The organism is Psychrobacillus syltrankelensis (genome assembly GCF_055454035.1).
In genome coordinates this window covers 155,373-176,429 of the sequence record NZ_CM144227.1, presented here as the reverse complement: position 1 = coordinate 176,429, position 21,057 = coordinate 155,373, and the positions used below count along the sequence as shown (strand labels likewise).

Here is a 21,057-nt window from a genome sequence, read left to right as displayed (position 1 = left end):
CAATTGTACTCTATTACTGTTTTTCGTTCTTTGGTGCAAGTACCAAGAACATGCTACGGCCGTCCATTTTCGGTTTTGACTCGATTGTGGATACTTCCGTACAAGCTTCTGCAAATCTATCTAAGACACGTTGACCAATCTCTTTATGAGTGATGGCACGACCTTTAAAACGAATAGACGCTTTCACTTTATCTCCTTTTTCAAGGAACTTGATCGCGTTTTTCAATTTCGTTTGGAAATCATGTTCATCAATTGTTGGGCTCAAGCGAACCTCTTTCATCACGATGATCTTTTGATTTTTACGAACTTCACGATCTTTCTTTTGCTGCTCAAATTTGAATTTACCATAGTCCATGATACGAGCGACCGGCGGCTTGGCTTGAGGAGCCACAAGGACAAGATCCAAATTTACACGGCCGGCAATTTCAAGTGCTTCATTACGTGTTTTCAATCCTAATTGATCGCCATTTTGATCGATAACTCGAATTTCGCGTGCTCTTATGCCGTCGTTCACATACATGTCTTTGCTAATAACAATCCACCTCCAGATAGTGTCGCGAATACATGGTTTGGGCATAAATTCCGTAGAAACGAATTACTTACGCCGTTTTCGATCAAATAAAAAAACGAGCAGACATAAGATGTATGTCTGCCCGCCGATATGAGAACATGTAGAAATCTACATATTACAGTCGATCGTGTGCTTACCAGTCAACAACTTGCTGTGTCGAACAGGTGAGAAGCGGGCAGCCTCTTCTTATACCACAAACTTGTATTCAATAACCTTATTAACTATACCATGAAACATATTCTGTGTCAACAATATTTATTAATGTTGTACTTCTTCTTGAATGCGCACTAGGAAATCTTCAAATGGAATACTTTCAGAGTTTTGTTCTCCATATTTACGAACATTTACATTACCTGCTTCTAATTCTTTATCACCAAGAACTAGCATATAAGGAATCTTGTGCATTTGTGCTTCACGAATTTTATAACCTAGTTTCTCTTCACGGTCATCCATTTCTACACGGAAGCCGGCAGCCACTAATTGTTCCTCTATTTGTCTTGCATATTCGAAATGTACTTCATTTGATACAGGGATAATTTCTACTTGTACAGGTGCTAACCATGTTGGAAAAGCTCCTTTGTATTCTTCGATTAAGAATGCAACAAATCGTTCCATGGTAGAAACAACTCCGCGGTGAATTACTACTGGACGATGTGGTTTCCCATCTTCACCAACATAAGTTAAATCAAAACGCTCAGGCAATAAGAAGTCAAGCTGTACAGTTGACAACGTTTCTTCTTTACCGATAGCAGTTTTTACTTGAACATCAAGCTTTGGACCGTAAAATGCAGCTTCATCTTCTGCTTCAAAATAATCTAGGCCAAGCTCGTCCATTGCTTCTTTTAGCATGCTTTGCGCTTTTTCCCACATTTCATCGTTATCAAAATATTTTTCTTTGTTTTGTGGGTCACGGTATGACAAACGGAATGAGTAATCTTCTAGATTAAAATCTTTATAAACAGAAATAATCAACTCTACAACTTTTTGGAACTCAGCTTTAATTTGATCAGGGCGAACAAATAAATGAGCATCATTTAAAGTCATCCCACGAACACGTTGTAAACCTGAAACTGCCCCTGACATTTCATAGCGGTGCATTGTACCAAGCTCTGCGATACGAAGTGGCAGATTTCGATATGAGTGCATTCCGTTCTTGAATATCATCATATGGTGTGGACAGTTCATTGGACGTAATACTAGTGTTTCGTTATCCATTTCCATCGGTGGGAACATAGAATCTTGATAATGATCCCAGTGTCCTGATGTTTCATAAAGCTCTTTTGAACCTAGCACTGGTGTATAAACATGTTTATATCCAAGTTTTAGCTCTTTATCAACAATATAACGCTCAATAACACGGCGAATTGTCGCACCATTTGGCAACCATAGAGGTAAACCTTGACCAACTTTTAATGAATTAGTGAATAACGCTAATTCTTTCCCGATTTTACGGTGGTCACGTTCTTTTGCTTCCTCTAACATTTTTAAATGTGCTTGAAGGTCTTCTTTTTTAAAGAATGCAGTTCCGTAAATACGTTGAAGCATTTTATTGTCGCTATTTCCACGCCAATATGCACCAGCGATACTTAATAATTTAAATTCTTTTAATTTACCAGTTGAAGGAACATGCACTCCACGGCAAAGGTCGAAAAATTCTCCTTGCTCATAAATAGATACTTGTTCTCCTTCAGGTATTGCCTCTAAAAGTTCCACTTTATATTCATCATCTTTAAATTTATCAAAGGCTACTTGACGAGATACATCATGTCTTACAATTTCAATGTTTTCATTAATAATTTTTTTCATTTCTTTTTCAATTAGCGCTAAATCATCTGCAGTAATTGGCTCTGGCGAATCAATGTCATAATAAAACCCATTTTCAATAACTGGACCAATGCCTAGTTTTACGTCTTTAAACAGACGTTTCACTGCTTGCGCAAGTAAATGCGCTGAACTATGACGTAATATTTCTAACGCTTCATCGGATTCAGGAGTAATAATTGCAATATCCCCATCTTTAGTAATTGGAGTTTTCAAGTCAATTAACTGTCCACTTAATTTACCTGCAAGTGCTTTTTTACGTAATCCAGGACTAATAGATTGAGCAATTTCTTCTGTCGTTGACGACATAGGAAACTCTTTAATTGCTCCGTCTGGAAATTTTAACTTGATAACTTCTGTCATTATGAACACTCCTCTTTTGATTATAAGGTAAAAATACATAAAAAAACCCCATCCCTAAAAAGGGACGAGGTTAAATCGTGGTTCCACCCTTCTTCTGTCTATCCAACATGACAAATAGACGAAGCTCTGCATCGGCTAACGGGCCGGTCACCGGTAATTGCTGATTAGCTCACAACTACTGCTCCAAGGTGGTAAATCGATTGCCGATACTTAAGAAGCTTCCAGCCTTGGCTTCTCTCTCTAAAAAGTCGTACAAACTGATTATTGTCCTCTTCTACGCATTTAATTTTATTTATTCTTCTGTGAACGATTATACGCCACTCAAAAATCATTTGCAAGTTGTTATTTTTTGTCTCGCCAGTTCTTTCCTTGAAGTGTAATTGGAGTAGTAAGTGCGCGTATCCTTTCCATAATACGTCCGGCTTTTACTACCTCTTTTTCCCCCCGTTGTGTGAATGATAAGTGATGTTCTAATTCATCATAATTAAAATTGGAAGTCAAAAAAGTAGGAAGCTGTTCAGACATACGGTAGTGCAAAATAGTTCCCAGTATTTCATCTCTTGTCCAACTAGACATTGTTTCAGCACCTATATCATCGAGCATTAAAACAGGAGCTCGTTTGACGAGTTCTATTTTTTCAGCAAGCGACTGATCTTGAATTGCCTGTTTCATTTCTCGCAAAAATTCAGGAACATAGACGACTACTGAATGAATATGCCTTGCTGCTAATTCATTGGCTAATGCACCAAGTAAATAGGATTTTCCTACACCAAATTTTCCGTTTATATAAAGACCTTTAGCGGGAAGTACATTCGTACGCTCCCACTCATTTAAAAAATCTTTTGCTGCTCGGACAGCAACAACTCTGCTCCCATCTTCTAAGTCAACTCGAGCTAGAGTTGCTTCCATAACCTCTTTAGGCATATGAATACTATCAATCATAGAAGTTACTTTCCTTCGTTCATCTTCAATTACTCCACGTTTACAACGAACATATTCCAAATCAATTAGATTGCGGTCTAAAACTAACCTAGGTTCATAGCCTTTCATATAGTTAGTACATAATTCAAGTGATTGACAAGCTTCACAATGATGAGTTTGAGAATTATATTCATATAACTTACTTAAGCTTCGATCCACTACTTGCTTCGAAATATTAAGTGCATTTTCTTCAAGAAATTTTTGTATATCTGGATTTTCTAAAACTTCTTGTTTCATTTCATCCAGTCTGGAAGAAAATTCAGGTGTTATGACTCTCTTTAATGTCTCATTAATTCTCTCCATAATAGCACCTACCTTTCCGTGACGCCTAATTCAGCTAAAAGTTTTTTTCGTTCTTCTTCAATATTTTGAATTCCATTAGTCGATTCCCCGGATTGCTTCGTTTCGCCATCTTTTTTGTAAAACCAATCTGGTACTTTCTCTTCTCGTGTCGGTTTTTTAGTATAGGTTTTCTGCTTCGAACCTTCATTTTTCCATTTCATATATTGTTCATGTTCATTTCTTGCAAGCTCCATCGCTTCTTTTGCTGTTTTGACATCTTTACGCATCCAATGAGACGCTATTTTTTCTGCATAGTTTTTCGTTAATTTCATATCTGTTCGAAGAAGGACATATTGCAATAGAACATTTACTACACCAACCGGCATATTATAGTGCGAAACTAAATGATTTGCTAATTGAACATCAGCAAGTATAGGCTCTTTCCCTTTAGCGATATCCCTTAAGACAGACACAGGTGAAGTAGTTTCTAAATAATGAATTAGTTCTTCTTCTTTTGTCAACGGTGTTTTATTTTCAGAAATAGTTTTTTTAATTTTGGTTACATTTTGGATAATCGGTGCCTTTTTCGATACAGTCAGTTTATAATAATCGGCGCACGCCTTTTTTAATCTTGCTTCCGTAAGATGAAGATCATCATCTAAAGCAAGTATGACAACTTTTTGCATTTCAATTGGATTTAGATTATATAAGAATGAAAGCTTTGCTATTACTTCTTTTGCTTCAATCGTCATCGCAGATTTTGGTACTAGTTGCTCCGACAAACCTTCTTGTAATAATGAAAAATCAAATTCTTCATAATAAAACGGAAGAGAAGTTCCTCTTTTTTTGGATTCATATTCATCATCATAAGAAATTTGTTGGCTATTTTTAGTAGATGGTTTATAGACGTCCATGAAAGTTCTGGAAACGTCTTTAAATCCTTCATTCCAATTGGATAATTGAATGAAGCGATTTCTCAATTGCTTATATGCGTTTTCCCCAATTTTATTAAGTAAAAACATCGACAATAATGGATCTTTTAAAAAGGATTCTGCATCTAATGGAGCAGAAAGTTCATAATAAAAAAAACGAATATCATCTTCTGTCTTTTGCCATGTCCGAAGTAAACCTATTGCCTCCAAAGCAATTCGCGCTTGAAAAATCTTTCCGATAGAAACACCTAACACATTCATCAGTTGATAATGCGGCCATTGTTCACTAGTTTTTAGTTCTCCATCCGCCCACAATGTTAAATACAAACTAATTCCTTCTGCCCCAACTAATGGTTGATAGAATAGAGTTAATAATTGACGATCATAATCTGAAAAAGAATATGGCAGCCGAATCATATACATGTCTGCTGGCTGGAGCTCTTTATATAACATCGACAATTGATCCTACTCTCCTTTGTTTCTTATAAAATAAGAAAGTTACACTTTTTACTTAGTATCTGTCCAGACTCCAGCGCCTTGTCCCTCGGGGTCAAATGTGAAAAAGCTGCTCCTGCGCAAGCTCGTCGCAAACAAGAGCGTTAGTGATGGCTCAAGGAGCTGCCTCCTATGACCCGCACGATGCGGGTCATGTCTGCTTTGCCACAGGATTGGTGAACTTTGCAGACCTACACTTTCCCCATTTTGCTCCTGCGCACAGCTCGTCGCAGAAGATCGTGCCTGTCGGGGCAGACATAGGCGCTTACGCTTTTCTTATAAAGACGGGTTTTTCTTTAATATTTCCTTTAGTTCATCTATAAAAACATTTATATCTTTAAATTGGCGATATACAGATGCAAATCGAACATAGGCAACTTCATCTAACTCTGATAGTTTGTCCATCACCTTTTCTCCGACTTCTTCTGACTTCACTTCCGAATTCCCCATTCTTCTAAGTTCCTTTTCGATCGAAAATACAAGGTTTTCTAACTGATCTAACGCAACTGGCCTTTTTTCGCAAGCACGTATGAGGCCACGCAATACTTTTTCACGACTAAATTCCTCACGGGAACCGTCTTTTTTTACAACAATTAATGGCGTTTCCTCGACTTTTTCGAATGTTGTGAATCGGAATCCGCAATCTTCACATTCTCTTCTTCTTCTAATGGCCTTATTGTCATCTACTGGACGTGAATCGACAACCTTTGTGCCATTAAACTGACAAGATGGGCATCTCATATTAATCTCTCCTATTTCCTAACGTTAATTTGTATACTTATTATAACAATATTCGTCAATAAAATCGAAAAAGCAGAGGAATCTCTTCCTCTGCTCATCATTTTAGCTAATTGTCTATTATGCTTGAACTGTCAAACGTGATTTAGGTACACTTAGTGGACCCATTCCACGGGGCATTTCAATCGTTTCGCGTGTTCCAGCATTAAGAGCATCTGCAATATAGTTAGCTGCAATTGATGGATCTAAATCACCACATGTATACACATCAATGCTCGCATAACCGTGCTCTGGAAAGCTGTGAATCGTTAAATGCGATTCGGAAATAATAACGACTCCACTTACACCTTGTGGCGCAAATTTGTGAAATGCAACTTCTCTGATTTCAGCACCAGATCTTAGAGCAGCATCAACAAAAGTTTGCTCGATAAATGGCATATCGTTAAGTTTGTCGAAATCGCACTCCCATAGTTCTGCAATAATGTGACGTCCCATTGTTTCCAATGTCCGTTTCCCCCTTTGATAAAATTTGGTATAAAAATTTTAAAAATCAAAGTTGACTACCACGGGGGAAAGTTAGTCCAAAGAGGTCCTAACCCTTTAAGTAGTCCGTGTACGTGAAGTACACGATTCTCATTATATGTTGTTTTCATAAATTATGCAACAAATAATAAATCCTCTTTCAAAAAAAGTTGAAAGAGGATATATAAATTAAAGAGCTGAAGCCACTTTTTTAGTTAAATCAAGTACGCGAGCTGAATAGCCCCACTCATTGTCATACCAAGCAAGAACTTTAACTTTACGATTTCCAATTACCATCGTTGTTAGACCATCAATAGTCGTAGAGTTAGTAGTTGTATTGAAATCAATTGATACTAAAGGCTCCATAGTTAAACCAAGAATACCCTTCATCGAACCTTCTGATGCTTTTATAAATGCTGCATTAACTTCTTCTGCTGTAACATCTTTCTGTAAATCTACCACTAAATCTACTAGAGAAACGTTTGGAGTTGGTACACGCAAAGCCATTCCATGCATTTTACCTTTAAGTTCTGGTAAAACAACTGTAAGTGCCTTCGCTGCTCCTGTAGAAGTAGGAATAATAGATTGAGCACAAGCACGTGCACGACGTAAGTCCTTATGCGGATTATCTAAGTTGTTTTGATCATTTGTATACGAATGCACGGTTGTCATAAGCCCATTTTCTATTCCAAATGTGTCATTTAACACTTTTGCAACAGGAGCAAGACAGTTAGTTGTGCAACTAGCGTTTGAAATAATATTATGTTTAGTAACATCTAATTGATGATCATTTACACCCATAACAATTGTTACATCTTCATTTTTTGCAGGAGCTGTAATAATTACTTTTTTTGCTCCAGCTTCTAAGTGAGCTGCTGCTTTTTCCCCGTCATTAAATTTTCCAGTTGATTCGATTACGATATCAACGTTTAATTTTTTCCAAGGTAAGTTCGCTGGATCTCGATCGTTTACGATTTGAACTCGTTTTCCATTAACTATAAGAGAATTATCTTCAATGGTAACTTCTCCTGCAAAAGTCCCGTGAGTAGAATCATATTTTATTAAGTGAGCTAATGTTTCTAATGGGTATCTTGCATTAATTGCTACGACATTAATGTCCTCTTGTACAATTGCTTGGCGGAATACCATTCTACCAATACGTCCAAATCCATTTATTGCGATAGAAGCTATCATGAAAAAAATCCTCCTGTAACTATGTGATACTTTATATTTTATAACCTTGAAATAGTATAACACATTTTCACAATCATGTAGCCTTAAATTAGAATTCAGAAAAGTTTTTTATTTCCTTATTATTCATCTTCCCAATTGGAAAGTATTTTCTTTAATTGTTCATTCGTATTTTCTAAAGTTCCGTTGTTATAAATGACAGCGTCTGCACCTTTTTCTTTAATAGAAAGTGGAAGTTGAGATTGTATTCGAGCCTTTGCTTCTTCTAAAGAATAATTATTTCGAGCCATTAATCTTTCTAGTTGTGTCTCTTCAGTTACAGTGACGACTAATATTTTATTTACATACGATTGGAGTTTGCTTTCGAACAATAGAGGGATATCCATGACAATTGTGTCATACCCTTCTTGAAATAAGGCATCTTTTTGACGTAACATCTCTTCTCGAATAGCGGGATGCATTATATCATTCAATTGCTTTCTATCGTGTGGACTGGAAAAAATAATATTACCTAATTTTTCACGATTCAGAGTTCCGTCATTAGAGATTACTTCTTCTCCAAATATTTCTTTAATCGTTTCAAGCGTTTTTGTGCCTTTTTCCACAACAACACGAGCTACTAAATCAGCATCAATAATCGGATACCCTAACTCTTTAAGCATTTTAGAGACGGTACTCTTCCCACTTGCGATACTTCCTGTTAATCCAATAATCATTTGTTCCCTCCACTACCTCTGACATGTTCCACAATAAGTAGATGTTCGTCCACCAATTGTTTTCTGCATTGTTTGCTTTCCACAAATAGGGCACTTCTTTTTCCCATACATTTGTAATCTATTTTGCATATTACCCGAATCACCGTTAATTTTACGATAATCAGAAATACTACTTCCACCTTGTTCAATACTATCTAGAAGAACAATAACGATTTCATTGAATAATTGTATTTTACGTTCTTTACTAATTCTTTTTACTTTTCTTCCTGGATGAATTCGCATTCGAAATAATGCCTCTGTTGCATAAATGTTCCCACAGCCCGACACTACTTGACCGTCCATAATAAATTCTTTAATAGGCTTATTTTCGTATTTAGTAAGCATACTCATTTCTAAAAAATGATCTAAAGCATTTTGATCGAATGGCTCAGGTGCCATGAGTAACAAGGGCGGATAATCCTCTTCACTCTTTATAAAACGCAACTCTCCAAAACGACGAATATCTGCATAAACCAGCATGTCGCCACCAACAAAATGTAGAATAACATGCGTATGCCGCTTAAATTTATCCTCTATAATTTCATGCAATCCTCTTACATAAAACCAAGCACCGGACATACCGAGATGAGAAACAAGTAAATACGGAATTCCATCTTTTATTAAATTAAAATATATATATTTAGATCTTCTGTCAATACTTTTAATAGTCATTTGTACTAAAGCATTTCGAAAAGTTTCTACATCTAATCCTTTTAATATCGCTTCTTTACCATTTGCTTTAGAAGCAATTATTGTTTCCGAAACGTCCACTGATTCAATTGTTTTATCTGTGACGATTGGTTTTAATGAACGAACTAAACCTTCTACTTCAGGTAATTCCGGCATGTAAAAAACTCCTTACTTCGTTTCATACCAAGAAGAGCCATATGCATACTCCACTTTTAATGGGACGATTAGTTTAATCGCACCTTCCATTACTTCTGGAACGATTTTCTCTAGTAGAGCAATTTCTTCTTTAGGTGCTTCGAAAATCAGTTCATCATGGACTTGCAATAACATTTTCGTTTGCATATTTTCATCTTTTAAACGTTTGGCCATATCAATCATCGCTTTTTTAATAATATCTGCTGCACTTCCTTGGATAGGTGTATTCATGGCTGTACGCTCTGCAAAACTACGAAGATTAAAATTAGAGCTCGTTATTTCAGGCAAGTATCTTCTTCTATTTAGAATAGTCGTTACAAACCCTTTTTGCTTTGCTTCTCGAACTGTATCGTCCATGTATTCTTTTACACCTGGAAAACTGTTTAAATAGTTTTCAATGAATATCGCTGCTTCTTTGCGAGTAATATTTAAGTTCTGAGATAGACCGTAGTCACTAATCCCATAAACAATTCCAAAGTTAACCGCTTTGGCAGCTCTTCGCATATCAGATGTCACTTCTTCTTTTTCAACATGGAATACGTCCATCGCCGTTTTTGTATGAATATCCATATCAATACTAAATGCTTCTACTAATTTTTCATCGCGGCACATATGTGCTAGGACTCTTAGTTCGATTTGTGAATAATCAGCTGCGAACATTACCCAATCTGGATGAGAAGGAACGAACGCTTTTCTAATTTTTCTACCTTCTTCCAATCGAACAGGAATATTTTGCAAGTTTGGATTAATCGAACTTAGTCTCCCAGTTGACGTTAAAGCTTGTTGGTATCTCGTATGAATTTTTTGGTCATCTTCATGAATTTCTTTCATCAAACCTTCTATATACGTTGAGTTAAGCTTCCCTAGTTGGCGATAATTTAGTATATGTGAGATAATTTCATGCTCACTTTCCAGTTTTTCAAGGACATCTGCTGCTGTTGAATAGCCCGTTTTTGTTTTCTTCAAAGGAGTTAAACCAATTTTTTCAAATAAAATAATGCCTAATTGTTTTGGGGAATTAATATTAAATTCTTGACCAGCTAACGCATAAATATCTTTTTCAATAGCTCGTAATTTTTGCTCTAAATCTATACCCATTTCTTTTAATACTTGTGCATCTACTTTCACACCATCTGACTCCATAGTTCCTAAAATCGATGCGAGAGGTAATTCTAACTCTTTATATAATGCGTATTGTTCATTTTCTTCTAACTTTTCTTCCAATGTAGGTTTTAGCTTCCATACAGCTTGTGCTTTTCTGCATGCATGTTCTGCTAATTTGTCCATTTCAGGAGTCGCTTTTTTTGCACCTTTTCCATACACATTTTCGTCTGTCAGCACATCATAGTAACCAAACTCTTTCGACATAGAAGCCACATCATCCGATGAGATAGAAGGATTAACGATATAAGCTGCTAGAAGTAAATCGAAATCAGCACCTTGTAAATTTACTTGATGTTTACGACTAACCGCTTGAGTAGCTTTTGAATCCACTAAATACTTTGTCTTTTCTTCGTTACTTAACCAATCACAAAAAGCAGTAGATTGAAATGCTAATGATCCAGGTATAAAATACGAATGTTTGCCATCAAAAAGAGCGATTCCTAGTAATTCACACGTATGGTATTGTTCATCATACATTTCAAGATGAACAGCCATTTTATCTTTTAAGATGGCTGCATCCACTTCTTCCACAATGTCAAATTGCACATCCGATGTTGTTTGTTCTTCCGAAACATACTCTGATTTTCCAAGTAGCGTTTTAAAGGAAAGTTCTTTCCAAATCGCAGTTACTTCATCCATATTTGGTCCCATATATTTTAAATCATCAACAGCTACTTCAATTGGAGCATTGGTTTCAATTGTCGCAAGTGTTTTACTCATTTTAGCTTGTTCTTCATTTGCAGTGAGCTTTTCTTTCAACTTCGCCCCGCTGACAGTATCTAATGCTTGATAAAGATTTTCCACTGAACCATGCTCTTTTAATAATTTGATAGCCGTCTTCTCACCAACGCCAGGTACCCCCGGAATATTATCTGAAGCATCTCCCATAAGCCCTTTCATATCAATGATTTGAAGTGGTGTTAAACCGTATTTTTCTTGGACATGGGATGGGGTATATTTTTCAATATCAGTAATACCTTTTCTAGTGATATATACTGTCGTATTATCTGTAGCAAGTTGTGTTAAATCCTTGTCTCCAGAAACAACGATTACTTGTTGCCCACTATTTTCTGCTTGCTTACAAAGTGTTCCGATTATATCATCTGCTTCATACATATCTAACTCATATCTTTTAATGCCATATGCATCGATTAACTTTCGAACATATGGAAATTGTTCAGAAAGTTCAGGTGGAGTTTTCTGTCTACCACCTTTATATTCACCAAAAGTGGAATGTCTAAAAGTAGTTTTACCAGCATCAAATGCAACTAGCATATGGGTTGGATTTTCCTCCTCCATTATCTTTTGAAGCATGAGCGTAAAACCATAAACTGCATTCGTATGTATACCATGGTCATTTGTTAATAAAGGTAGAGCAAAAAAAGCTCGATAAGCGAGACTATTTCCATCTAATAAAAGAATTTTTTCGATTGACATTAAGTTCACTCCTTTAATTTGAAAAGCGACATTTTTTTCCATAGAGCTAGATCGATGAACCCCCTTTAAGTACGCCGAAGGGTTTTGAACAATGAAGAAAAATAAAACCGTCATTCCCTATATCTTACCACGTGAGTAAGGGGAATGACGATTCATATACTACTCTAAGTAGCCAGATAAAATTTTTGCATATGGAGAATTTGATGGGATGATAATCATCGTATCTTCTCCAATTGTTTTTTTGTACGACTCTAGTGTTCGGTAAAGTGAATAGAACTCAGGGTCTTTCGAGAAAGAGTTGTTATAAATCCTCGCTGCCTCTGCTTCCCCCTCCGCTTCAATCATAGAAGCTTCTTTTTGTGCAGTAGCTAGCATTTCTTTAACACTTCGGTCTGTTTCAGCTTCTATTCTTCTTTTATCCGCATCACCAGTAGATAAGAACTTTTGAGCTATCTTTTGACGTTCGGAAATCATTTCATTATAAACGGATTGTTCATTTTCTTCTGGTAAATCTATACGTTTGATTCGAACATCCACTACTTCAATACCATATTTATCTCTTAGCAAATGTTCATTTACTTCAGCTGTAATTTGATCATTTAAACTACCTCTTGATGAATTTTCATCATTAATAATATCACTATACTCTAGTTGACCAAGTTCTGAACGAACCACAGAATATATGAACTCTTCCATCCGGGAACTAGCACCAACTAAACTACCTGCACTTTTAATCATTTCTTTCGGGTTCACAACTCTCCACACAGCATAATTGTCAATAATAATCCGCCGCTTATCTTTCGTATTTATTTCTTTTTCCGAGAGTTTATAGTTCATTTGATACTTTGGTATAGTCGTAACACTTTGGATAAATGGTATTTTCAAATAAATTCCTGGATCGTCTTTCTCTCCAACTATTTCTCCAAATTGACGAATGACCTTGTACTCCCCTTCTTTTACAACATACACATTAGCTATTGCTATTACTATAATGATAAAACTAATAAAAATCGCTATAAATGATTTAAAGTGCTTTTTAAAATCGATTGGTGCTTTTTCTTTTTTTGGCTTACTTTCAACTGTTTTAAATTTTTTTTCTAAATTAGAAAAAGGGTTTTTATTTTCCGTCATTTATTACCATTCCCTTCCTCAGTTTTAGAATTTTTCTCTGAAGGCGGTATTAATTGTTTATTATCCAGTGTTTGGATAGGGAGATATTTCATCGTTCCATTTTCATCATTCATAATATAAATATGAGCGTTTGGTAATACGACATCTAGTGTTTCCATGATTAGTCGTTGTCTAGTAATCTCTTTATTATGTTGGTATTCAGCGTATAGCTTATCAAATAATGCTACATCACCTTTAGCGTGTTCGATACGGGATATTTTTAAACCCCGTGCATTTGAAATAATCGCATCTTTTTCACCAATTGCTTCACTCATTTTTTGGTTTTCATATTTTCCTGCTTGGTTTACCTTAGTGTTTTTCGTTTCCTCTGCATCCGTAACTGCCATAAATGCTGAGCGAACTTCCGCATTTGGAAGTTCTACATCCTGTAGTTTAACTGTTAAAACTGTTATACCTATATCATATTTTTGTATTAACGAAGAAAGTAAGTCACTTGTATCTGCTTCAATTTTGGCTTTTCCAGAAGTTAACGCATCATCTATTTTTGAATTCCCTATTACCGAGCGAATAGACGCAGATGTTGCATCATGTAATAATTCTTCTGGATGTTCAGAGTTAAACAAATACGCTTTTGGATTTGTAATTTTCCACTGAACAACTAAATCAGTAAGAACAATATTGTCATCTCCAGTGATCATTTTTGTGTCTTTATCAAAAGAAGTAATTTCTCCATCTGCCGATTGCTTATAGCCAAATTGTAGACTAAACGTCTCTTTAGAAAGCTTTTTAACTTGTTGAATTGGCCAAGGCATTTTAAATTTCAAACCTGATTCCGTAATTGGATCACTTGCTTCCCCAAATGTAATAACAATTGCTTGTTCTGATTCATCCACTGTATACCACGAAGTAAATACAGTAGATAATAAAATGATACCGATGAATAAAATAACAATAATAGATATCAATCTCTTTGTACTCATTTCATATCCCCTTTCTATGTATATCTCTTTTACGTTGTAACCAATCATTTGGTTTCAAAAATATGAAAAGCGCAAGTGTCCTTTAAGTTCATTTTGTCTTTACTATTTCCAGGGTGCTTTGGACACATAATGCATTTTATTTTGGTTAATGAGAGAATAAATACTTTCCTATTCTTTTAAAAGCGGACGAAGATGCAATTTCGTCCGCTCCGGATTTCTTTATAAATAGATACTGTCTATTATTATGAGAAGAAAAGTTAAAAACTGTCATAGAGCAACTAATTGTATGGAGAAAGCAACAAATTCCACAGTGACAGCAACCAATTTTATCGTGAAAGCAACCATTTCTCCATATAAAGAGTTAACTTTGTGTGAGATGGCGCAATTCAGTGTTAAGAAAAAAACTGTGCTACTAAAACACTATGAATACAGGATTTTCAGTAGTCCAATTTTATATAATTTAATCTTCAAGAAAAATGCAAGCTGCCTGTTTACTTTCCACTTCTATGTATGTATTACGGCGTAACCAATCATTTATCATTTAATTTCAAAAATAAAAAAGCTAGCAAAGTGCTAGCTTTTTTGGTAAATCATTTGGAAAAGGGGTCTATTTCAATATAGCAAATGATTGTAAATAGAATGTGAAAATAATGTAAATTTCCCTTTACCAATTATTATTTTTATACTTTTTATAATAATTAAACTGTCTTGCTAATAAAAAGAACTTTCGTGTGAAATGCTTATCCTTTTTATAAAACAGAGGATTGCCCCACTTACCTTCTTTTAAAAGTTGTCTTACTTCCATTTGAATCTCTTTATTATCCACAAACTTTTTGAGGACAATTTTAGGAACAACAGTAAATAAATAATGTTCGTTTAACATTGTGAGATCTTTTTCTTTATGATAAATTACATCGTCTACAAAATACCGAGCCATATTATGTCCAAGTGCAGTCGTATAATAGCTTGAACGCCCTTGTCTAATATTTACCTCAAAAACTTTAAACTTGCCATCACGTTCGTCAAATTTTAAATCGAAGTTAGCGAAACCTACATAACCTACTGCTTCCAAGAACCCTTGAAGTTTTAACATCATTTTTTCATTATACCTTGTAATAAGAGCAGTATAATTACCAATAGCGGTAACTGTGTGTTCCTGCAGAACTACTTGTGCAAAGGTGCTTAACTGAGCTTTCCCTTTTGAACTCATATAAAAAACGGAATCCCACATATATGTGTCATCCCCAGGAATATAATCTTGAATGATTAGATCCTCCGTGTAACCACTTGCATTTACTTGATTAATAACATCATTTAGTTCTTTGTGATTTTCTACTCGGTAAACTTTTTGTTGTCCTGGAAATTTATTTTTATAATATTGAACTCCGTTACTTGGTTTAATAATTAGCGGAAACAAAACTTCTTCAGTAAAGGGTTCTTTTTTTAAACATGAATAGTAATATGTCTTTGGTGTGTCAATTCCATGCTCTTCACATAATTTATAAAAGTTTGCTTTTACTAGTAAATTGTTCATTAATTCTTCCGACATATAGTTAAAAGCGTACATTTTATTTAATGCTTCTGCATTTTCAATGATTAGTCTTACATAGAAATCGTTTGTTCCTACAAGTAATAATTGTTTATCAGTTTTTTTGTACTTCTCTGCAACTTGTGTAAGTACTGAAACAAATGCCGTCTTGTCCCAAAGATTAGAGTGAATCTCTACATGTTCGATAATATTACTCCACTTGGTGAAAGACATTTCTTCTTTCCCCACTAAAATAGGCTTTATATTATATTCCTCATGGAATGAAATCGCCATATTGTATGCATTTATATCTGTCCCAATAATGATTGGGATAAAGGGTTGATTGTTCATATTGACCTCCGTTAACTTTTAACAATTGGAATAGATACAGTAAATATAGTACCTTTTCCAACTTCACTTTCTACTTCTATTAATCCGTGATGTGCTTCCACTAGATGTTTAACAATGGCAAGTCCAAGACCTGTTCCACCTGAATTTCTACTTCTAGCTCGATCAACACGGTAAAAGCGCTCAAATATCCGATTAATTTCTGATTTACTTATCCCTATACCTTCGTCTCGAATTTGAAAAATCCCAAACTTTTTGTTTTTATATATATTAACATGTATCGTTGTATTTTTCGGAGAATAGGTAATTGCATTTGTAAGCAGATTCATCATTATTTGAATGAGCCTATTTTTATCTCCTAAAACATAGAGATTTTCATCAACTTTTGTATCAATTTTCATGTTTTTTTCTTCCACTAAATGGGTAGTCATCTCTATACCACGATTGAGAATCTCACTAAGTTTCACCTTGTTTAAGGTTACTTCATATCCAACTTGCTCAACTTTTGATAAGTCCAACAAATCATTAATAAGCATTTGCAATCGATTGCTTTCTTTATGAATAATTTCTAGAAAAGAAAGCAAAGTTTCTTCATTTTTATATGCTCCGAACAGTAAAGTCTCCGAAAACCCTTTTATAGAAGTAACTGGAGTTTTTAATTCGTGCGAAACATTCGCAACAAAATCTTTGCGGATTTGTTCTAATTTAATTAGTTCTGTAATGTCGTGCATAACAACTACTATCCCTAACCATCTTCCATGTTCCCCAATTACAGGAGCACCGTATGCATCCATATAATAGGTATGAAGGTTTCTTTTAATTTGTAGTTGTTCCCTATTCGAAGATTCAGTTAAAAAAAGCTTGTCAATAAATGCTTCCATGCTTTGAGGCAATCCTATTTTACGAAAGAGTTTACCATCTACATTTTCTAATGTTATTTGTAATTGCTCTAAAAAGGATCGATTTACAATCGTTACTATTCCATTTCCATCAATCATAATTAATGCGCTACCCATATTTTCTATTAACGTTTTTAAACGCTCCTTTTCTGTTTCACGCATGACAGAAATATCGTGCAAATTACGGGCAAGAATATTTATGGAATTACTTAACTTTGACATACCAGAAAAATCGTCCTCAAAAGCTCTAATCCTATAGTTTCCTCGAGCTAGTTCCATTGCAGTTTCTGTTAAATGATCAATTGGTTGAGCATATTTTTTAAATATACGTGCTCCAAGAATTATAGCTAAAAGAAAAGCTGCTAATAATGAAAAAAACAAAAATAACCATACTGAATGTTGCACACTTTGAACGTGAGCCTCTTCTAAGTTTGAAGCCACCATCTGAGTAATATTTTTTTGTTCTTCTTTTGAAAGTTTAGTCGTGCTTAAATAGTTGGAAACTGTTTCAATTTTCGAGTACATTATATTATTTACTGAGTGTTCCACAAAAACTGGAAAAAGCTGTCCAAGAACAATGCCTAGTCCAGCTAATATTACTCCAACTAATATAGAATAAGTACGCAAAATTCGAGATTGAAACTTCTTCATTGACTCTTAGGCTCCTCAAATTTATAACCAAGTCCACGAATTGTTTTAATAAATATTGGTTTCCTACTATTTTCTTCAATTTTGTCTCTTAAGTGACTAATATGAACATCAACAATTCGAGTATCACCCGCAAAGTCATAATTCCATACTGCACTTAACAACTGATCTCTAGTTAATACTCTATTTTTATTTTCAATTAAATAAACTAGTAACTCAAATTCTTTTGGTGTAAATTCTATAGGGTTATTGTTTAATAAAACTTCAAAACGTTCCGGAAATACTTGTAATGGCCCAAAAATATATAATTCTTCGGAAGATTTAGAAGGTAGAATTTGAGAATCAGAAGACATGCCAGAACGACGAATCATTGCTTTAACTCTTGCTGTTACTTCTCGCGGACTAAATGGTTTTGTCATATAGTCGTCTGCACCTAATTCTAGCCCCAAAACTTTGTCAAATTCTTCGTCTTTGGCAGTAAGCATTATAATTGGTGTTTGAATTTTTTTAATGCGCAGCTCTTTACATATTTCCATACCGTCCATATGTGGTAACATCCAATCTAACACGATTACATCGGGATGATTATTTAATGCAAGATTTAAACCTTCTAGTCCATCGCTTGCTGTAATTACTTCAAATCCGGCATCTTCTAGATTATATTTTAATAATGTTACAATCGAACTCTCATCGTCTACAACTAAGACTCTTTTCATTTTTTGGCCTCCAATTTGATTTGAAACCCCCATTCCAAATCAGTTTCACATCTGACAATTATTAATCTTCAAGAAGTGGTGGTGAAACATGGAAAGTTCCTTCTACAACTATTTGATCATCTTCATTTTGTGCGATTATGTTTATTATCACTGAATTTACATTTATGTGTATTTCTTTTACCACAAAAGTGAACTCAATAACTGAATAATGATATGTTGGAGTTGGAAAAGTTAATATTTGTTTAGTTATATGAGACCCAGGCCCAGGTAAATATTTTGAAATGGCGGATGTAATAACCCCAGATAACATAATAGGTGGAACTATTGGCTTTTCATAAACTGTTTTGGATGCATAATCATGCTGAATATATAATGGATTGTTATCATTCGTTAACCCTAAGTATAGAAGTAAGTCTTTGTCTTCCATTTTCTCAGTAATGGTTAATTTTTCGCCAATAGAGAGTTCTTCAATCTTTCTACCCATTTTGCGTGTTTTCCCTAATAACAATATTTCATCCTCCAATCAGTAGACTACTTATATCTTAACAATAAGTACAAGAAAAGCGCAAGCGCCCTTTAGGTGCATCTTGTCTTCACTAATTCCAGAGTGCTTTGGACGAAACATTAGCTACAATATTCTCAGAGGAATTTTGAATCATAAGTAATTCTATTAGTACAATTTCTTCACCATTGAAATACCGCTGATTTCCGCAATTGCGGACGCTTTTCGCGGGCATGGCTTCAGTCTCCTAGGCCAACAGGATGTTGGTCATGAAGGCGTTGCCTCAGGGAAGAGGCGTCTTTAGCCTTCCTTCCCTCTCTCGCGTTCCTGCGGGGCCTTCAGCACATGCACCTGCCGCTTCGCTTTCGGTGCAGAAAACATCTGCTATTCCCGCAGAAGTCGCCGCCTCCGCTCCAATCAACTAGTATGTTTTGAGCGAGTTATCATTGCTTCGTAAGGGATAGATGACAGGTACAAATGATAATTTAAGCGTGTACAAAAATAATTGTTTAATTATGTACATTCCTTGATATGGCTGGTTTTTTGGTGGCAATGTCATGCCCGTAGAGGCTCCATGTCAAGTTGTAATAATTAATTATATCTTGCTGTTGAAAGTAATAAAATCAAAAATGTACATTTTTATATTCACATTTATAGCATCTCTTATTCAACAACGTTACAAGATGGCATGATCACTACGTTTACTTAAACTTATTATATCCTCTTTGCGATAGCTGAGCTAAATCTTCTTGTTAGGTACTATTTACTTAATGATTGTAGTGAAAGGTGGCGACTCCAGCGGGATGAGTGAGACAGATGCGCCATCACAACGAACGCGTAGCGGCGGTGATGGCTCATCGCTCACCCCGCGGAACGCGTCCACCTGAAACGGAAATCCGCGGTATTATTTAATTCTTTAAAGCACTATGAACACTGGTTTCGCATGCCGTTAATCTATATACTTTTATATCTTTTAAAAAGACTGTAGACAACTCGTATTTTCGAGTTTGCCTACAGTCTTAATTGAACTAAGCAGTCTTATCCTGCTAGGTTATTTTATTTATATTAAGCTAAAACGTTCATTACTGCTTTAACTGAATCAGCAGATTTGTTCAATAGCGCTTTTTCTTCTTCTGTTAAATCTAATTCAATGATTTTTTCGATACCGCCTGCACCTAATACAGTTGGTACACCTAGATAAATGCCTTGCATACCATATTCGCCTTCTAGGTAAGCAATTGATGGTAAAACTCGTTTTTGGTCTTTAAGAATAGCTTCAGCCATTTCCACTAATGACGCGGCTGGTGCATAATAAGCAGAGCCATTACCAAGTAGATTAACTATTTCAGCTCCACCTTTACGAGTGCGGTCAACGATTTCTGCTAAACGTGCAGAGTCGATTAGTGTTTCTAATGGAATACCTCCAGCGTAAGAATATCTTACTAAAGGAACCATGTCATCGCCATGTCCACCAAGAACAAAACCAGTTACATCCTTTACAGATAAATTTAGTTCCTTAGCTACGAACGTACGGAAACGAGCTGTATCAAGAACACCTGATTGGCCGATTACACGTTCTTTTGGTAAACCTGATTCTTTATAAACTGTATAAGTCATTGCATCAACTGGGTTAGTTAGGACAAGGATTGTTGTGTTAGGAGAATTTTTAACGACCTCAGAAGTTACAGCTTTCATCACTTTTTGGTTTGTTTGAACTAAATCGTCACGGCTCATACCAGGTTTACGTGCAATACCAGCAGTAATAATTACTAGATCTGAGTCTTTTGTATCTTCATAGCTTGAAGTACCAATTATATTCGCATCAAAGCCTTGAACTGGTCCAGCTTCAGCCATATCTAATGCTTTACCTTTAGTTGGGTTTTCAGCCTGGGGAATGTCAACGAGCACTACATCTCCAAGTTCTTTTTGCGCAAGTAGAAATGCTGTTGTAGCACCTGTAAATCCGCCACCGATTACTGAGATTTTTTTACGTTTCATTGTCATTTTGAAACTCTCCTTTTATTCAAATGTAAAAAAAGTAAAACACTCTCATAAAACAGTCTTAATTAAATTTAATCACCACTCTAGGTAGAGTGGTGATTAAATGATTTTTATTAAATACCTACATTCAGCTGCTCACAACTGTAAACACAATCGAAGGGCTTTAG

General features: G+C 35.4%; 17 protein-coding genes. All 17 read right to left on the bottom strand.

The window, feature by feature from the left end; genetic code table 11:
* Window positions 1-13: 13 nt before the first annotated feature.
* The 17 genes from infC to mdh all read right to left on the bottom strand — a co-directional run bounded on the left by infC (window position 14) and on the right by mdh (window position 20,893).
* The gene (gene infC, locus ACTSKG_RS00860) at window positions 14-577 is read right to left on the bottom strand and encodes a translation initiation factor IF-3 (RefSeq protein WP_387585314.1); all 564 of its coding nucleotides are present in this window, start codon (window positions 575-577) and stop codon (window positions 14-16) included.
* 252 nt (window positions 578-829) lie between these two features.
* The gene (gene thrS / locus ACTSKG_RS00855; RefSeq protein ID WP_464756278.1) at window positions 830-2,755 is read right to left on the bottom strand and encodes a threonine--tRNA ligase; all 1,926 of its coding nucleotides are present in this window, start codon (window positions 2,753-2,755) and stop codon (window positions 830-832) included.
* A 342-nt stretch (window positions 2,756-3,097) separates the two neighbouring features.
* Window positions 3,098-4,039, bottom strand: a complete 942-nt coding sequence (gene dnaI / locus ACTSKG_RS00850; RefSeq protein ID WP_464756277.1) for a primosomal protein DnaI — start codon at window positions 4,037-4,039, stop codon at window positions 3,098-3,100.
* A gap of 8 nt (window positions 4,040-4,047) precedes the next feature.
* Entirely contained in the window at window positions 4,048-5,403 is a 1,356-nt protein-coding gene (locus ACTSKG_RS00845; RefSeq protein WP_464757938.1) for a replication initiation and membrane attachment family protein, read from the bottom strand.
* Between the two features lie 318 nt (window positions 5,404-5,721).
* Complete coding sequence (nrdR, locus tag ACTSKG_RS00840; protein WP_387585320.1) at window positions 5,722-6,186, bottom strand: transcriptional regulator NrdR; 465 nt, start codon at window positions 6,184-6,186, stop codon at window positions 5,722-5,724.
* 117 nt (window positions 6,187-6,303) lie between these two features.
* The gene (gene speD, locus ACTSKG_RS00835; protein ID WP_387585321.1) at window positions 6,304-6,687 is read right to left on the bottom strand and encodes an adenosylmethionine decarboxylase; all 384 of its coding nucleotides are present in this window, start codon (window positions 6,685-6,687) and stop codon (window positions 6,304-6,306) included.
* 207 nt (window positions 6,688-6,894) lie between these two features.
* The gene (locus ACTSKG_RS00830) at window positions 6,895-7,899 is read right to left on the bottom strand and encodes a glyceraldehyde-3-phosphate dehydrogenase (RefSeq protein ID WP_464756276.1); all 1,005 of its coding nucleotides are present in this window, start codon (window positions 7,897-7,899) and stop codon (window positions 6,895-6,897) included.
* Between the two features lie 119 nt (window positions 7,900-8,018).
* Window positions 8,019-8,612, bottom strand: coding sequence for a dephospho-CoA kinase (gene coaE, locus ACTSKG_RS00825; protein WP_464756275.1), 594 nt, complete (start codon window positions 8,610-8,612; stop codon window positions 8,019-8,021).
* A gap of 12 nt (window positions 8,613-8,624) precedes the next feature.
* Window positions 8,625-9,497, bottom strand: coding sequence for a bifunctional DNA-formamidopyrimidine glycosylase/DNA-(apurinic or apyrimidinic site) lyase (gene mutM / locus ACTSKG_RS00820; protein ID WP_464756274.1), 873 nt, complete (start codon window positions 9,495-9,497; stop codon window positions 8,625-8,627).
* A gap of 12 nt (window positions 9,498-9,509) precedes the next feature.
* A complete protein-coding gene (gene polA / locus ACTSKG_RS00815; protein ID WP_464756273.1) occupies window positions 9,510-12,137 on the bottom strand; it encodes a DNA polymerase I in 2,628 nt (875 codons plus the stop codon).
* 159 nt (window positions 12,138-12,296) lie between these two features.
* Window positions 12,297-13,268, bottom strand: a complete 972-nt coding sequence (gene hflC, locus ACTSKG_RS00810) for a protease modulator HflC (RefSeq protein WP_464756272.1) — start codon at window positions 13,266-13,268, stop codon at window positions 12,297-12,299.
* Window positions 13,265-14,248, bottom strand: coding sequence for an FtsH protease activity modulator HflK (gene hflK, locus ACTSKG_RS00805; RefSeq protein ID WP_464756271.1), 984 nt, complete (start codon window positions 14,246-14,248; stop codon window positions 13,265-13,267). The genes hflC and hflK overlap by 4 nt, the downstream gene beginning before the upstream one ends.
* A gap of 664 nt (window positions 14,249-14,912) precedes the next feature.
* Window positions 14,913-16,127, bottom strand: a complete 1,215-nt coding sequence (locus ACTSKG_RS00800) for a carboxylate--amine ligase (RefSeq protein WP_464756270.1) — start codon at window positions 16,125-16,127, stop codon at window positions 14,913-14,915.
* Between the two features lie 11 nt (window positions 16,128-16,138).
* On the bottom strand, window positions 16,139-17,674 hold the full coding sequence (pnpS, locus tag ACTSKG_RS00795) for a two-component system histidine kinase PnpS (protein WP_464756269.1): 1,536 nt from the start codon (window positions 17,672-17,674) through the stop codon (window positions 16,139-16,141).
* On the bottom strand, window positions 17,671-18,387 hold the full coding sequence (locus tag ACTSKG_RS00790) for a response regulator transcription factor (RefSeq protein WP_464756268.1): 717 nt from the start codon (window positions 18,385-18,387) through the stop codon (window positions 17,671-17,673). The genes pnpS and ACTSKG_RS00790 overlap by 4 nt, the downstream gene beginning before the upstream one ends.
* A 61-nt stretch (window positions 18,388-18,448) precedes the next feature.
* The gene (locus tag ACTSKG_RS00785) at window positions 18,449-18,895 is read right to left on the bottom strand and encodes a hotdog family protein (RefSeq protein WP_464756267.1); all 447 of its coding nucleotides are present in this window, start codon (window positions 18,893-18,895) and stop codon (window positions 18,449-18,451) included.
* Between the two features lie 1,059 nt (window positions 18,896-19,954).
* Entirely contained in the window at window positions 19,955-20,893 is a 939-nt protein-coding gene (gene mdh / locus ACTSKG_RS00780; RefSeq protein ID WP_464756266.1) for a malate dehydrogenase, read from the bottom strand.
* Between the last annotated feature and the right edge of the window lie 164 nt (window positions 20,894-21,057).